The organism is Mesorhizobium sp. M6A.T.Ce.TU.016.01.1.1, from assembly GCF_003997065.1.
Taxonomy (GTDB): Bacteria; Pseudomonadota; Alphaproteobacteria; order Rhizobiales; family Rhizobiaceae; genus Mesorhizobium; species Mesorhizobium mediterraneum.
In genome coordinates, this window is record NZ_RZTJ01000003.1 from 447,527 (window position 1) to 463,327 (window position 15,801).

14 protein-coding genes are annotated in these 15,801 nt (G+C 62.4%); 5 read left to right on the plus strand and 9 right to left on the minus strand.

The window, feature by feature from the left end:
* Positions 1 to 60: 60 nt before the first annotated feature.
* Both EOC94_RS08275 and EOC94_RS08280 read right to left on the minus strand, forming a co-directional pair.
* Entirely contained in the window at positions 61 to 279 is a 219-nt protein-coding gene (locus tag EOC94_RS08275; RefSeq protein ID WP_127289677.1) for a hypothetical protein, read from the minus strand.
* A gap of 22 nt (positions 280 to 301) precedes the next feature.
* The gene (locus EOC94_RS08280; protein ID WP_127289679.1) at positions 302 to 1,699 is read right to left on the minus strand and encodes an ammonium transporter; all 1,398 of its coding nucleotides are present in this window, start codon (positions 1,697 to 1,699) and stop codon (positions 302 to 304) included.
* Positions 1,700 to 1,867: 168 nt separating this feature from the next.
* Between EOC94_RS08280 and EOC94_RS08285 the strand changes: the two genes are divergently transcribed.
* From EOC94_RS08285 to EOC94_RS08300, 4 genes are read left to right on the plus strand one after another with little or no spacing between them, the layout of a single operon-like run.
* The gene (locus EOC94_RS08285) at positions 1,868 to 3,001 is read left to right on the plus strand and encodes an aminomethyltransferase family protein (protein ID WP_127289681.1); all 1,134 of its coding nucleotides are present in this window, start codon (positions 1,868 to 1,870) and stop codon (positions 2,999 to 3,001) included.
* Between the two features lie 14 nt (positions 3,002 to 3,015).
* Positions 3,016 to 3,612 (plus strand): dimethylamine monooxygenase subunit DmmA family protein, encoded by a 597-nt coding sequence (locus EOC94_RS08290; RefSeq protein ID WP_127289683.1) that lies wholly within the window; start codon positions 3,016 to 3,018, stop codon positions 3,610 to 3,612.
* Positions 3,609 to 4,574 (plus strand): PDR/VanB family oxidoreductase, encoded by a 966-nt coding sequence (locus EOC94_RS08295; protein WP_127289685.1) that lies wholly within the window; start codon positions 3,609 to 3,611, stop codon positions 4,572 to 4,574. Before EOC94_RS08290 ends, EOC94_RS08295 begins: the two co-directional genes overlap by 4 nt.
* Before the next feature lie 9 nt (positions 4,575 to 4,583).
* A complete protein-coding gene (locus EOC94_RS08300) occupies positions 4,584 to 5,624 on the plus strand; it encodes a DUF3445 domain-containing protein (RefSeq protein WP_126103350.1) in 1,041 nt (346 codons plus the stop codon).
* A 214-nt stretch (positions 5,625 to 5,838) separates the two neighbouring features.
* Here EOC94_RS08300 and EOC94_RS08305 read toward each other — a convergent pair whose 3' ends face one another.
* Positions 5,839 to 6,549, minus strand: coding sequence for an XRE family transcriptional regulator (locus EOC94_RS08305; protein ID WP_095483896.1), 711 nt, complete (start codon positions 6,547 to 6,549; stop codon positions 5,839 to 5,841).
* Positions 6,550 to 6,806: 257 nt separating this feature from the next.
* Between EOC94_RS08305 and EOC94_RS08310 the strand changes: the two genes are divergently transcribed.
* Entirely contained in the window at positions 6,807 to 8,165 is a 1,359-nt protein-coding gene (locus EOC94_RS08310) for an NAD(P)/FAD-dependent oxidoreductase (RefSeq protein ID WP_127289687.1), read from the plus strand.
* Between the two features lie 186 nt (positions 8,166 to 8,351).
* Here EOC94_RS08310 and EOC94_RS08315 read toward each other — a convergent pair whose 3' ends face one another.
* The 6 genes from EOC94_RS08315 to EOC94_RS08340 form a co-directional block, all read right to left on the minus strand.
* Complete coding sequence (locus tag EOC94_RS08315; RefSeq protein WP_127289689.1) at positions 8,352 to 9,377, minus strand: serine hydrolase; 1,026 nt, start codon at positions 9,375 to 9,377, stop codon at positions 8,352 to 8,354.
* 49 nt (positions 9,378 to 9,426) lie between these two features.
* The gene (locus tag EOC94_RS08320) at positions 9,427 to 11,409 is read right to left on the minus strand and encodes an ABC transporter permease subunit (RefSeq protein ID WP_127289691.1); all 1,983 of its coding nucleotides are present in this window, start codon (positions 11,407 to 11,409) and stop codon (positions 9,427 to 9,429) included.
* A complete protein-coding gene (locus EOC94_RS08325) occupies positions 11,406 to 12,491 on the minus strand; it encodes a glycine betaine/L-proline ABC transporter ATP-binding protein (protein WP_127289693.1) in 1,086 nt (361 codons plus the stop codon). Before EOC94_RS08325 ends, EOC94_RS08320 begins: the two co-directional genes overlap by 4 nt.
* Positions 12,492 to 12,567: 76 nt before the next feature.
* Complete coding sequence (locus EOC94_RS08330) at positions 12,568 to 13,542, minus strand: ABC transporter substrate-binding protein (RefSeq protein ID WP_127289695.1); 975 nt, start codon at positions 13,540 to 13,542, stop codon at positions 12,568 to 12,570.
* A 575-nt stretch (positions 13,543 to 14,117) separates the two neighbouring features.
* Positions 14,118 to 14,903 carry an SDR family oxidoreductase gene (locus tag EOC94_RS08335; RefSeq protein ID WP_126103343.1) on the minus strand — a complete coding sequence of 262 codons (786 nt, stop codon included), beginning with the start codon at positions 14,901 to 14,903 and terminating at the stop codon, positions 14,118 to 14,120.
* 8 nt (positions 14,904 to 14,911) lie between these two features.
* On the minus strand, positions 14,912 to 15,676 hold the full coding sequence (locus EOC94_RS08340; protein ID WP_126103342.1) for an SDR family oxidoreductase: 765 nt from the start codon (positions 15,674 to 15,676) through the stop codon (positions 14,912 to 14,914).
* Between the last annotated feature and the right edge of the window lie 125 nt (positions 15,677 to 15,801).

Sequence of the window (15,801 nt, forward strand, 5' to 3'; positions counted from 1 at the left end):
TTTTTTTCATCTTGGACAAGTCGTCTGGCGCAATGACGCGCCAGACGACCCGGTGGCGACTTAATGGCGGTCGATCGCCTTTCTCGTTTCCTCTCCGCTGCGATCCGCGGCCATATCGGCTTCGATTTCAGCGCTCTCGTGGCGCGTCTGGACGACGTGCCACCCGATCCAGAAGACGAGGCCGATGATGACCATCACGACTTCAGAGCCCTGAAACGGGTAAATCGCGCCGACGTCTTTGAGGTCGACGGCCCAGCTTTCCATTCCATTGGTAGACATTGCGGTTCTCCTTGCCCGTTGGCTATTTGATCATGGCCTTTTCGGCGGTTCCCACTTCGCGGACCGAGGCCTCGAAAGCATGGTTGAGGGCAAAGTCGACGCCCTCGAGTTCCACCTTCGCCGGCACGCGCAGGAGGTTCATGCTGTTGAGGATCTTGCAGACTACAAAGGTGGGGACGAAACCGAGCATGAACATCAGCACCGCACCAGCGAAATTGCCGAGCGGGTTGATATGCGCGAAGCCCTCGTAGGGCGAGGATGGCTGTCCCCACAGCATGAAGCCCGCCACCACGACCCCGAGGAATCCGCCATAGCCATGCACGGCAACAGCGCCCACCGCATCGTCGATCTTGAAGCGGCGCTCGACGAAATAGTGCAGCTTGTAGCAGATGGTCGGGATGATCGCGCCGATCAGCAGTGCCTGGATCGGGTGATAGAGGTCGTTGCCGGCCGAGGTTGAGATGACGCCGCAAAGCCCCATGGAGAATGTCCAGAAGGGATCGCCTTTCGAGACGATGTAGCCGGCCAGCATACCGCCCGATAGCGACATCAGGAAGTTGAAGGTGATCGCCGAGAGCGTGGTCGGCGCAAGATAGATGTTGGTTGCCGTCCAGGTTTCGCCGGTGATCTGGCCGGCAATCGTGGCCGGGCTGATCAGCGGAATGTTGCACGCGGCATAGAAGCCCCAGAAGCCGGTGAAGATCAGGAACAGGCCGATCGTGACCAGCCAGACATTATGGGGTGGGATGTCGCGCGCCGTGCCGTCGGGCCTGAACTTGCCGATGCGCGGACCGAGCACGATGAGAAAGGCGAGCGCCGCTCCGCCTGCGATCGCGTGCACGACCCCCGATGCATAGGCATCATGATAGCCCCAGAGCTTCACCATCCAGCCCTGCGGATGCCAGCCCCAGGACGCGTCGAGGATCCACAGGACCGAACCGACCAGCACCGCGACGATCCAGAACGCACCCGAGCGCGCGCGCTCTATGATCGAACCCGAGATGATTGACGCCGTCGTGATGGAAAACAGCAGGAAGGCGCCCCAGAACACGCCGTTGAGGCGGTGCCACAGCGCAGCATCGGTAGGCGTGACCCCCGTCTCGCCTGGATTGACACCGGAGAGGTGGGTGCCCATCAGCGGATTCCATGGTTCGGCAAATGGTGCGGTGACAAGTCCGCCCGCGATGCCCGGCCCGTTGGGGAAGCCGAAATAGATCCACCAGCCGAAAAAATAGAAGGTGATCGTGACGAGCGGGATCGCCATCGCGTTCTTCATGAGCGTTTTCAGGTGATTGCGCCGACGCGACACGCCGACCTCGTACATGCAGAACCCGACATGGATGAGGAACATCATGACGATGGTCACCCAGTAATAGAACTCCGTGAAAATGGTCGTCAGAGCGTTGAGATTCCCTTCCATTTCATGTCCCCTCCGTTTAGTTGCGTTCCTTGCCTCTCAGTAAAACTTTTTGCATCTTAGTATTGCGCGCTTTTGGAGTTTTGAGTCAATATGGCGCGGACCGCCGCATGGGCCTCAGTGCCCTGCAGTGGCGAAACGTCGGCAATCATGTTGAGGAGAAGCAAGTCCATGACGGCATCCTGGAGATTTTCGACCTTGGCGGATCGCCATCGCGCGCTCGGTTCGAAGCTCGAAGACTGGAGCGGGATGGGCACCGCCTGGACCTACGACAAGGACGCCGACGAGGAATACATCGCCATCCGCACCAAAGCCGGGCTGATGGACGTGTCGGGCCTGAAGAAGGTCCACATCACCGGGCCGCATGCCTCGCATCTGATCGACCTGGCGACGACGCGCGACGTCGAGAAAATATATCCTGGCAAGTCGGCCTATGCCTGCATGCTCAACGAGGCGGGAAAATTCACCGACGACTGCATCCTCTACCGCACCGGTCCGAATGCCTGGATGGTCGTGCATGGTTCGGGCACCGGCCATGAGGAGTTGCAACGCGCCGCGATGGGCCGCGATGTCTCGCTGCGCTTCGACGACAATCTGCACGACCTTTCGCTGCAGGGGCCGACAGCCGTCGACTATCTGGCAAAGCATGTCCCCGGCATTCGCGACCTCGCCTATTTCCATCACATGCAGACCCGGCTGTTCGGTTTTCCGGTGATGATCTCGCGCACCGGCTACACCGGCGAACGCGGCTACGAGATCTTCTGCCGCGGCCAGGATGCCGGCACGATCTGGGACACCATTCTCGACGAGGGCAAGAGCGCCGGCATCATCCCGTGCCGGTTCACCACGCTCGATATGCTGCGCGTCGAGAGCTATCTCTTGTTCTACCCCTACGACAATTCGCAGAAGTATCCGTTCGAGAACGAAGGCCCCGGCGATACGCTGTGGGAGCTCGGCCTCGACTTCACCGTCAGCCCCGGCAAGACAGGCTTTCGCGGCGCCGAGGAGCACTACCGCCTCAAGGGCAAGGAACGCTTCAAGATCTTCGGCGTGCTGCTCGAAGGCGAGGAGCCGGCCGACGAGGGCGCACCGGTATATCGCGACGGCAAAAAGGTCGGGGTGGTGACCTGCGCCATGTATTCGCCGCTGGTCAAGAAATCGATGGGCATCGCCCGGCTCGACGTCGACTGTGCCGTCCAAGGCACCAGGCTCGAGATCCGCAACCAAAGCGGCGCCATCAGCGCGACGGCTGAGCCGCTTCCGTTCGATGATCCGAAGAAGACCAAGCGCACGGCTAAAGGCTGAGGCATACTGAGAGGATGGCAGCGAAAAGCATCATCAGCCGGCCGGTCTACGGAACCCTGTCTCCGCAGCCCGGCAAGCACCATCTTTTCGTGGCGGATGCAGAGGGCGCGTTGGCGATAACGGATCTGTCACCCAAGGTGCCCGCCGGCTTCTTTGCCGATGCGCACATCATCTTCATCCCCGGCGATGAGGGCAAGCATGTCGCCGCCCTTGAGGCGCTGAAGCCGGCGCAACTCTACCAAGGACCTTCCTTTGCCAGCGCCTTGCCGCGGCTGAAGCAGACCCTTGCCAACGCCCATATGGGCCTGCGCCTCTATCTCGCCGGCACCGAGGGGCTGATCGGCCAAGCCATGCAGGCGGCGCTCGAAGCCGGTATCGACCATACCTCGATCCAGACCGAGCACCGCGGCTCGCTGGCGCGCCGCATGCAGTGCGTTCACTGCAAGGGCATCACCGAGAACGTCACGACGCAGCCGGCAACCTGTTCGCATTGCGGCCTGCTTCTTCTGGTACGCGATCACTATTCCAGGCGCCTCGCGGCATTCCAGGGCGTCTGCATCAATGCGGAAGACCGCAGCGAAATTCCTCCGGCGGAGGAGATCTTTCGATGAGCACCGGCACTACCAAGCTTGACGTCGTGGTGAGCGATGTCGTTCCGGTCAACGAATTGGTGACGCGCTTCCATTTCCGCAGGCGTGACGGGCAGCTGCTGCCGACGTTCTCCGGCGGCGCCCATGTCGTCGTCGAAATGCGCGACGGCGAGCGGACCAGGCTCAATCCCTATTCGCTGATGGGCTCGCCGCTCGATACGCGCGAATACACGATCTCGGTGCGCCGCGACGATGTCGGCCGCGGCGGCTCGCTGTTCATGCACAGGAATGTCAGGCCCGGCATGGAGATGGTGATCAGCTATCCGGTCAATCTGTTCTCGCTCGATTTGCGCGCCAGGAAGCATCTGATGCTGGCGGGAGGCATCGGCATCACGCCGTTCATGGCGCAGACCGCGCAGTTGGCGGCGGATGGCGGCAATTTCGAGCTGCACTACACCTGCCGCACCGCCTCGCTCGGCACCTATGCCGATGTGCTCAGAGAGCGTTACGACCGCCGGGTCAGGCTCTACCACGACGACCGCGACGAGCGCATCGAGCTCGATCGGCTGCTGTCGTCGCAGCCGCTCGGCACGCATCTCTATGTCTGCGGTCCGTCCGGCATGATCGACTGGGTGCGCGACCGTGCCGCCGCGCTCGGCTGGCCGGCGGAAACCGTGCATTTCGAGCATTTCGCAGCCCCCCAGCCCGGCGCCCCATTCGACGTGACGCTGGCTGTCAGCGGCAAGACGATCCGCGTCGGCGAGCAGCAGAGCCTGCTCGAGGCGATCGAGGCCGCCGGCGTCGATCCGCCCTATCTCTGCCGCGGCGGCGTCTGCGGCCAGTGCGAAACCAACGTCATTTCTTCGGACGGCAAATTCATTCACAACGACCACTGGCTGAGCGAGGAAGAGCATCGTTGCGGCAAGAAGATCATGCCCTGCGTGTCGCGCTTCGAGGGCAGGTCGCTGGTGCTGGAAAGATAGGAGGCGAGCTTGGGCATCACCTTTCGCAAGGAAACGTTCCGCGACGACTTCACCTTCAAGAACAGCCCGGAGCACATCAGGCGGTTTCCGTTCCCGTTCCACGAAGACAGCTACATGTATGCGGTCAACATCGAACCTCATGTTCTGGGGCCGAAGGGCAGCGTGCTCGAAAACCTGATCGACGTCGACGAGCACTATGTCGCCGAGATGCAAGACCGCGCGCTGGTGCTGGCGGAGGACCCGCTGCGCTGCCAGTCGCTGCCGCACATGACACTGGCCGGCTGGGACCTGCTCGAACTTCTGATGGAACAGCAGGCGCTGGGCTATCCCGAGCATTTCACGCTGACGCGCGACGGTGACAGATGGCGCTGGATCAACCGGCCGCTCGGCATCGACGACACCTTCACCTTCGGCGACGTCTCGACGCTGCCCTATGGGCCGATGGAATACATCACGCGCCAGAGCCAGGGCGATTTCTGCATCCTCGACCAGCGCGACGGCAATCTGTGGATGGATGCCGGCATGGTCACCACCCAGGCCGACTGGTCGCTGGATTTCGATATCGGCATGAACTTCTTCGAGTGGCACGCGCCGGTTCCGCTGGCGCATGAGAAGGGCATATTCGTCCGAGCGCTGAAGTTCCTTACCAACATCCAGCAAGGCAAGCCGGCGCGCCGCCTGAACTGGACGATGACCATCAATCCGCGCCTCGACACCAGTCCGGAAAATTATCACAAATGGGGACCGGACCGGACGACGGTGACGCCCGAAAACGTCGGCGACAAGGTCCATCTGCGCGTCGAATTGCAGAGCTTCTGGCGGCTGCCGCGCTCGAACGGCATCGTCTTCCCGATCCGCTGTTATCTGATCAAGATGGACGAGCTAGTGACGCAGCCGAAATGGGCAAGGCGCCTGCATCGCGTCATCCGCGACCTGCCCGAGGAACTCGTCAATTACAAAGGCCTGACGCGCTATCGGCCGACGCTGCTCGAGTGGCTGTCGAAGCTGGATGATGGCAGCCCGACGTCAGCAGGCTTCGGGCCGGATTGACTGCTGCCGTCGCCGAAGCTGCCAATCTCCCCCCTCGTGGGGGAGATGCCCGGCAGGGCAGAGGGGGGCGCTGTCCCGCCAACCTCTCAATCGATCGTAATTGCGCCCTCAACCTGGTTCTCTGCTGGTCGTAGGACAGGCGCGAGGTTGGCGCTCTATGGCGCCCCCCTCTGTCCTGCCGGACATCTCCCCCACGAGGGGGGAGATCGAACTCTCACCCCGCGCTGCTCTGCGGATAGCAGATGATCGAGAGATAGCGCATCGGCAGTTGCGTCAGCACTTCCGGTCCGTGCGGCGCATCCGCGTCGAAGAACAGGCTGTCGCCGGGCTTCATTGGGTAGAGATTGCTGCCGTGCCGGTAAACGACCTCGCCCTCGAGCATGTAGAGAAACTCCATGCCTTCATGCTGGAAGGTCGGAAACACATCGGAATCCTCGGTCAGCGTGATCAGATAGGGCTCGACGACAACGCCGCTGGTGTTCGAGCCGATATGGCCGAGCAGATTGTACTGGTGGCCGGCGCGCGTGCCGCGGCGCTCGACATCGAGCCCTTCGCCGGCCTTGACGAAGACGGCGCTGCGCTCTTCCTCGAAGCGGCGAAAGAAAGCGGTGACCGGAACGCCGAGCGCTCGTGACAGCGCCTGCAATGTCGTCAGCGACGGCGAGGTGATGCCGTTTTCGATCTTCGACAGCATGCCAAGCGAAATGTCGGTGGCAGCCGCAAGATCGGCGACGGTGATGCCGAGTTTTTTGCGAAACGCCCGCACCTCGCGGCCGATCGCCACCTCCAGGACTTTTTCGCGGATATCGCGAACGGCGTGCGGGTCCTGGGTCAGTGGCGTCCGGATCGTTGCCACGCCCTTCGGCGATGGCTTGGTCTTGGCGGGGGCTGCCCCATTCCTGAAATTGGAAGCTTTCTTCGCCATGTCGCCACCCCGGGGTTTTGCGGATTTATTTCACTCACGGTGAACATATTCGGTGCCGATACAGGAGCGCAACCGCCACACAAGCGATCCACGATCGATTTGTTTGTTTTCCATACCCGTGACGATCAGGTTCCGCTGAGATCCAGTCTGGCGAAAACAAGGTTTCGCAACAAGGCCTGTTGACAGCATCGAAGGGGCAATTACTGTCCTGTCAGTGAAATTTGTTTCGTTAGAGAAATGAGACCGGGAGGCCCGCAATGAAAAGTCGTATTGCCGTCATCGGAGCCGGACCTTCCGGCATGGCACAGCTTCGAGCCTTCAAGTCGGCTGCCGACAAGGGCGCGGACATCCCGGAAATCGTCTGCTTCGAAAAGCAGTCCGACTGGGGCGGCCTGTGGAATTACACCTGGCGCACCGGCCTCGACGAGCATGGCGACCCGGTGCATGGCTCGATGTACCGTTACCTCTGGTCGAACGGACCGAAGGAATGCCTCGAATTCGCCGACTATACGTTCGAGGAGCATTTCGGCCGGCCGATCGGCTCCTATCCGCCGCGCGCCGTGCTGTGGGACTACATCAAGGGCCGCGTCGAAAAATCCGGCGTGCGCAAATGGGTGCGCTTCAACAGCCCGGTGCGCATGGTGACCTTCTCCGACGCGACGAAAAAGTTCACCGTCACCGCGCATGACCGCGCCAACGACGTCACCTATTCGGAGGAGTTCGACAACGTCGTCGTTGCCTCCGGGCATTTTTCCGTGCCCAACGTCCCCTATTTCGAGGGCTTTTCGACCTTCAACGGCCGCATCCTGCACAGCCACGATTTCCGCGACGCCATGGAATTCAAGGGCAAGGACATATTGATCATCGGCCGCTCCTATTCGGCCGAGGACATCGGTTCGCAATGCTACAAATACGGCGCGAAATCGATCACCTCCAGCTACCGCTCGAAGCCGATGGGCTTCAAATGGCCGGAGAATTGGAAGGAAGTGCCGCTGCTGCAGAAGGTCATCGGCAAGACCGCGCATTTCAAGGACGGCAGCACCAGGGATGTCGACGCCATCATCCTGTGCACCGGCTACCTGCACGCCTTCCCGTTCCTCACCGAGGATCTGAAGCTCAAGACCGCCAACCGCATGTGGCCGGACGGGCTCTACGAGGGCGTCGTCTGGGAGAAGAACCCGCGGCTGTCCTATATCGGCATGCAGGACCAGTTCTACACCTTCAACATGTTCGACGCGCAGGCCTGGTTCGCCCGCGATGTCATCATGGGCCGCATCAAGCTGCCTTCGGCCGAGGCGATGGCGGAACACGGCAGGAAGTGGCGGGCGCGCGAGGAAACGCTGGAAGACGCCGAGCAGATGATCTGGTTCCAGGGCGACTACACCAAGGAGCTGATGGAGCAGACCGACTATCCCGGCTTCGACGTCGAGGCTGTCAACCAGACCTTCATGGAGTGGGAGCACCACAAGGTGGAAGACATTATGAGCTTCCGCGACCACGCCTACCGCTCGCTGATGACCGGCACGATGGCGCCGCTGCACCATACGCCGTGGCTGCAGGCGATGGACGATTCGATGGAGAGCTATCTGGAGGTGAAAGGGGTGGCGGCGGAATAGCGACTTCCTCGCGGGGCCGGACTGCATGACAGCCTGCCAGCTTGCAACCCATCGAACCGTCAAATCCTCTATGCAGAGGGTCTAGTTAAGGCGCTTCGCGTTTGGATGGATTTATGCGACGCGCTTTAAGTTCTTTTTATGCATGTCGTTACCGCAAACCCGCTGCGCACTTTTGCGCGACATGCATTACTTGCTGCGGGCCTCGCGCACGTCTTTCGTCGCCTCAATGATCCGCTCGAGCAAGGCATGGAGATCGTCGCGGTGGCCGCTGCGGCCTGCGGGGCCGTCTTCATCGGATGTCATGACCACGGTCAGCGCGCGCCCGGGCACAACATAGACCATCTGCCCGCCATACCCCCACCCGTAGAAGACCGCTTCGCCCGCGATCTGACGGATGAACCAACCATAGCCATAACCGTCACCGGTGAAACGGGAGGCGGTGCGTGGCTGCCAGGAGAGCTTGATCCAATCGGCCGGCACGAGCTGCCGCCCGCCGCGGCTCATCCCGCCGCTGCGGTAGAGATCCCCAAAGGCGAGCAGCGAGCGCGGGCTCATGGCCATCTGGTTGCCGCCGAGATAGATGCCCTGTGGGTCCCGGTCCCAGGCGGCGACGGAAAAGCCCTCCTGCGGCCCCAGCCATTCGCGTGCCAGTTCCAGCGTTGAGCGGCCGGTCCGGCGCGTCAGGATCGCCGAAAGGAGATGGGTCGAGCCGGTGGAATAGAGCATGGCACCGCCCGGTTCGTCGTCGAAGGGCATGGCGAGCGCTGTCCGCACCCAGTTGTCGCTTGCCACCCAGCGCCCGTAGTTTGGGCCGGAGGTCCGACCCAGCCCTGCTTGCATGGAAAGCAGATGACCGATCGTAACCTGCTGGAGCCGCGGATCCACGTCGGCGGGCAGGTCGGCCTGAAGAAGCGGAGCGATCTTCTGGTCAATGCCTTGGAGCATGCCCTTGTCGATGGCGATGCCGACGAGTGCGGAGATGATCGACTTGGAGGCGGATTTTATGTTGGCCGGACGTGCCGGAGAGTGGCCGCGATAGCCACGTTCCGCCACCACCGCGCCCTCATGCGCGATGGCAACCGTGCGCAGCGGCGTCAGGCGCTCGGCCTCATCAAAGAGCTTTTCAAGCCGCTCCTCCAGGCCATCCGCACCGTGAGCAGCGACGGAAAGGATGAGGAGGAAAGCTAGAATCACTGTGGGGCGCTTCAGCATGAAGCCAGCTTGGGATGCATTTTGGGCAAGACGAAGGTGGGGCGCGATCCTATCCCAGCCTTGCCCGTGCCTTCGCCGTCCAGGCGTTGAACAGCCGGTCGGCGACGATGCCGATGAAGGCGATGGCCAGCCCGGCGACGATGCCGCGGCCGGAATCGGCCTTGGACAGCGCGATGAACACCTCCTGGCCGAGATCGCGTGTGCCGACCATGGCGCAGATGATGATCATTGCCAGCGCCATCAGGATCGTCTGGTTGACGCCGAGCATGATCTCAGGCAACGCTAGTGGCAGCTGCACGCGCAGGAACGTCTGGCGCTTGGTGCAGCCCGACACCTTTGCCGCCTCGATCAGTGCCGGCGGCACCTGCCTGAGGCCGTGATTGGTGTAGCGGATGGCCGGCACCACGGCGAAGGCGACCGTGGCGATCATCGCCGTCACGTCGCCGACGCGGAACAGCATCACCACCGGAATGATGAAGCAGAACGACGGCAGCACCTGCAGCGTGTCGATGACCGGCGTGACGATCTTCTCGACGCGGTCGCTGCGCGATGCCATCAGCCCGATCGGGATGCCGATCAGGCAAGCGATGAAGGCCGAGATGCCGCAGAGGTAGACCGTCGCCATGGTTTTTTCCCAGAGACCGGTCACCGCGCAGAAGACGGTCAGCGCGGCGACCAGGGCGGCCAGGCGCAGGCCGCCGAGCTGGTAGCCGGCAAGGCCAAGCAGGAACACCGCGCCCAGCCATGGAAAGCCTTCGCAGAAGGCGCGCACCGGGTTCAGCACGTTGAGAATGAGGGCCACGCGGAACGCTTCGATCGTGTCGAAGAAGTTGATCGTGATCCAGCTCACCGCTGTCTTCCACAGGGGTGCGGTGGTGAAGGTGATCACCTTCGGCACCGCGGCGAAGGCCGGCACGAACAGGCCAAGCAGCGTCGTGGCCGCAAGGACGGCGATAGCCAGCGTCAGGTTGGGGTAGCGCCGCCAAAAGCTCGGGCTCACCTCCTGATAGGCATGGCCTTGCGCGTGATTGCGCGCGATCGCCTGGCTTAGCCGGTCGAGCGCGATTGCCAGCGCCACGATGGCGAGGCCGGCTTCCATCGCTTCGCCGACCTTCAGCGCCCTGAGCGCCAGCAGCACGTCGTAGCCGAGGCCACCGGCGCCGATCATCGAAGCGATAATCACCATATTGAGCGCCAGCATGATGACCTGATTGACGCCGACCATCAGCGTTGGACGCGCCGAGGGCAAAAGCACGCGCCACAGTTTCTGGCGCGCCGTGCAGCCGGCCATCGCGCTGAAATCGTCGATTTCGGACGGCACCCGCGACAGCCCCAGCATCGTCGCGCGCACCATTGGCGGCGTCGCGAAAATGGCCGTCGCGATCATCGCCGAAACCGGGCTGTTGCCGAACAAAAGCAGCATCGGGATCAGATAGGCGAAGGTCGGGATGGTCTGCATCAGATCAAGGGCAGGGGAGATCAACAGCCTCTCCGCCCATGGCTTGCGCCACGCCCAGATGCCGACGAACAATCCGGTGACGATGCAGAACGGCACGGCGATGGAGATCAGCCCCAGCGTCAGCATGGCGCTGGTCCATTGGCCGAACAGCGCAATGTAGAGAAAACAGCCGCCGACCAGCGCGCCGAGCTTCCAGCCACCGGCGGCGCGTCCGGCCAGGAATGCAGCGATGCAGACGCCGACCCAGGACAGGCGCGGCAAGACGATCATATCCGCGCCACGGCCGATTTTGAAATTCTTGGCGAGCAGATTGAGCGCGAAATCGAGCGGCACGCTGAGCGCCGCGGTGATCGACCGCGTCAGCCAGGAAAAGTTCGACTTTGTCAGGTTCATCAGCGCGCTGACCCAGTCGGCGACGGGAACGATTGCGCTGGCCGGATAGTTGACGGCCCATGGCAGCCTGTCCTGCAGCAGGAATACGGCAAGCACGGCGGCGAGGGCGCAGGCCCAGATCGCCAGCCAGGTCTGAACCGGCCGGGGTCTCGCTGCGCTGGCGCTTGCCGTCACCGTCATGCGCCGGCCCCATGACGATCGATGCCTGCCAGAAGATCGATCACCGCTTGCGGCGTGACCTCGCCGATCGGCTTGCCGGTGCCGTTGACCACCGCGAACGGCTTGCCGGCGGAGACGATGCTTGCCGAAAAACTTGATATCTTGGCATCCGGCGCAACCGCGCCGCCATGTTCCGTACCGTCGCAGGCGCGCATCAGGCTTCGTGCCGAGATCACCTTGGCGCGGTCGACGTCCCGGGTGAATTCGGCGACATAGTCGGTCGCCGGATTGACCACCAGCTCCTCCGGCGTGCCGATCTGGATGACCTCGCCGTCCTTCATGATAGCGATGCGGTCGGCCAGCCGGATGGCCTCGTCGAAATCATGGGTGATGAAGACGATGGTCTTGTGCAGCATGGTCTGCAGCCGCATCAGCTCGTCCTGCATCTCGCGGCGGATCAGCGGATCGAGCGCCGAGAACGGCTCGTCGAGAAACCAGATTTCCGGCTTGGTCGCGAGGCTGCGGGCGATGCCGACCCGCTGCTGCTGGCCGCCGGAAAGCTCACGCGGATAGAAATGCTCGCGCCCGCGCAGGCCGACGAGCTCGATCACTTCCCGCGCGCGCTTCTCGCGCGTCGGCCGGTCCTGCCCCTGGATGCCCAGGGGAAAGGCGATGTTCTCCAGCACGTTCAGATGCGGCAGCAGGGCAAAATTCTGGAACACCATCCCCATGCGGTGACGCCGCAGCTCGATTAGCGCGGCATCGGAGATCTTCAGCAGATCCTTGCCCTCGAACTCGACCTTGCCATGCGTCGGCTCGACCAGTCGCGACATGCAGCGCACCAGCGTCGACTTGCCGGAGCCGGACAGGCCCATGATGATGAAAATCTCGCCTTGGCGGATTTCGAGGTCGACGGCGCGCACGGCGCCGACCAGCCCGGCCGCAGCGACGTCCGCCATGCTGGCCTTGCCGTTGCGTTGGCGGATGAAATTGGCCGCGTTCGCGCCGAACAGCTTCCAGACGTTGCGGCAGGCAAGTTTTACCGGGCGGGCATCGTTTGGCATGCCTGCCGCGTGCGGCACCTGTTCAGTCGTATCGGCCATGCAGTCGTCCTTCTGGAATAGGGGATAGAGACCCGGCCATGAATGACCGGGTCTCGCAGTTTTCCAGTTGGAACGATCACTCGGCCCAGGCTTTCCAGTCGGCTTCGTGGGCGGCGATCCAGGCAGCGGCGACGTCTTCCGGCGTCTTGCCTTCGAGATCGATCTGGCCGCTCATCTTGTTGAGCTCGTCGGTGTCGACCGTGTAGTTTTTCGCAACCTTGTAGGCGACCGGCCATTTGTCCTTCATGCCGGCCCAGGAATATTTCCAGATCTCGCCATGCGGCTTGCCGCAGTCATACTTTGCCTCGGGGTTCACGCCCCATTTCGGATCGTCGTAGCACTCCGCCGTATAGTCGGGGAATTCGATCCATTCGCCCTTGTATTTGGCTGGCGCCCAATGTGGCGAATAGACCCACAGCATGATCGGCGCCTTGCGCTGGTAGGCCGATTCCAATTCGGCGAACATCGCCGCATCGGTGCCGGCATGGATGACGGTGAAGGGCAGCTTCAGCGCCGCGGCACGCTCGTCGTCAAAACCCTCCCATGTCACGGGGCCACCGAGATAGCGGCCGTTCGGCGCCGTTTCGGCCGTCGAGAATGCCTCGGCGCATTTCGGGTCCTTCAGCGCTTCCCAGTTCGGCAAGCCGGGGCATTTCTCCTTCATATATTCGGGATACCACCATTCTTCCTTGGCCTTGGGCCCAAGTTTGCCGAGGCGTTCGGTCTGGCCGGTCGCATCCGAGGCCTTCATAGCTTCGCCGGCCGTCGTGTCCCAGAATTCCATGGCGACAGAGAGATCGCCATTGGTAAGGCCGGTGGTCAGGCTGGAGAGGTAGTCGGCGGTCGGGTACTCGACCGTGTATCCGAGCTTTTCAAGAATGCCGCCGAGGATCTTTGCGTTCAGGTTGACGCTGGTCCAGTCGAACAGCGCGATCTTGATCGGGTCGTTGGATTCCGGCGCCGCAGCCTGGGCCGAAGGCGTCAGTGCACTTGCCGCGGCAAGTGTTAGTGCTCCCATTGATAGTCTCGAAATCATACTCCGCAGTGACATGCTTGTTCTCCTGTCAAGCTCTGGTGGAAGTTATCGTTCGTTCCCTTCTTCTCGTCTTTTTTTGATTGTGTTGGAAAAGCTGGTCGTTGCGCAAGGCCGTAGGCACCACATTGCTGCCGCCGCAGACGGAATGATGCCCAATTCGATGAAGATGTCGTGCGGGACGCGTCGCGTCATGGCTGCCGTGCTGCCGAAGCAGTGATCCGCGGATCGATCGCCGGTCTTTCGGCGCCCTCAAGCTTGCGAGCCATCGAGGTCCCATGACGTCGGCTGTCGGCGATCACCGAAGCCATTTTCATAGGATGAAATTATATATACCAACGTTCATGTTGCGCAATGCATAATGCTATTCGCAGGCGGGTAAGGCGGGGTCCGAAGGAGGATCGACGGCGTTGCGCCTCGCGTGCCTCTTCCTTCTCCCCTTGTGGGAGAAGGTGGCCGAGCGAAGCTCGGTCGGATGAGGGGTGCTCCAGCTTGGCACTAACAGCGCTCCGGCCAGCACCCCTCAACCGTCTTGGCGCTGCGCGCCAATCCACCTTCTCCCCCAGGGGGAGAAGGAAAGAAGCGGTGGCGCCTCACGACATGATCAGGCCGCCATCGACATTGATCGTCTGGCCGGTGATATAGGCTGCGTCGTTGCTGGCCAGAAAGCTGACCAGGCCGGAAACATCCTCGCCGCTGCCGGCGCGGCCCATCGGGATGTTCTTCACCCATTCGGCCATCAGCTCGCCGGGCTTGTAGTCGCCCATCAGCTTGCCCCAAGCCGCGTCGTTGTAGGCCCACATGTCCGTGTCGATGATGCCGGGACAGATCGCGTTGACGGTGATCTTCTCCTTGGCCACTTCCTTGGCGAGGCTCTGGGTGATCCCGACCACGCCGAATTTCGACGCCGCATAATGCGGCGTATAGATGAAACCCTGCCGCGCCTGGCCGGAGGCGGTGTTGATCAGCCGGCCGCCGTCGCCATGCTTGCGGATGCGCGCGATCGCCTCCTGGCAGCACAGGAACACGCCCTTGGTGTTGACCGCCATCACCTTGTCCCATTCGGCCTCGGTCATCGCCTCGATCCTGGCGATGGTGATGACGCCGGCATTCTGCACGGAGATATCGACGCGGCCGAATTGCTGCTCGGCCAGATCGTAGAGGGCAGCGACCTCGTCCTTCTTGGTCACGTCCATGCGCAGTGATGCGACCTTGGCGCCTTCCGCCTTCAGTCCGGCAGCGACCTCATCGACGCGCGGGTCGATGGCGCTGACGACGACCGCAGCACCTTCCGCCGCGAAGCGCCTGGCCATGGCCGCACCGATGCCGCCGCTGGCGCCGGTGATGACTGCCGTCTTACCTTCAAATCGCTTCTGCATTTTCTCTCCTACCAGCAGACGAAGCCGCCATCGACGATCAGGTCGATGCCGGTGACGAAACTCGAGGCGCGGCTGGCCAGGAACACGGTCGGCCCGACCATCTCCTCGGGCGCCGCCATGCGCCCCATTGGTGTATCGCGCTCGAAGATCCTGACCTGGTCGGCGACCTCCGGCCGCTTGTTCATCGGCGTCAGCGTATAGCCGGGGCTGACGACATTGACGCGCAGGCCGCGATCGGCCCACTCCATGGCAAGGCTCTTCGACATGTGGATGACGGCGGCCTTGGATGAATTGTAATGCGCCTGGGTCAGGCCGCGATTGACGATCGAGCCCGACATCGAGGCGATGTTGATGATCGAGCCCTTGCGCCGCGTCAGCATCGCGCGCGCTTCGGCCTGGCAGGACAGGAACACGCCGCTGACATTGACGTCGTAGAGCTTCTGCCATTTCTCCAGCGACAGTGTCTCGGCCGGCTCGGCCGCGGCAACGCCGGCATTGTTGACGGCGATGGTCAGCGCGCCGAGTTCCTTCTCCGTGCGTTCGATCGCTGCCGCGAGATCGGCCTCTGAAGTCACCGTGCCGGTCAGCACCAACGCCTTGCGGCCAAGCGCCGAGATCCTGTGCGCGGTCTCGTCCAGCCCGCCCTTCGAGGCATGGCCGAAACAGGCGATGTCGGCGCCGGCTTCGGCCAGGCCGATGGCGATCGCTTGCCCGATGCCGCTGCCGGCGCCGGTGACGAGAGCAACGTCCCCATGAAGATCGAATAATTTCATCGAAATGTTCCCTGTTGAGCCGCCGGTGCTGCCTAGGAAGGAAGGAAGGGGCGCCAGTCTTGGCTGGCGCCCCGCGCGGTCCGGTGCTTGGGAGAATATCACCTGCTGCGCTTTGTTCCGATTCC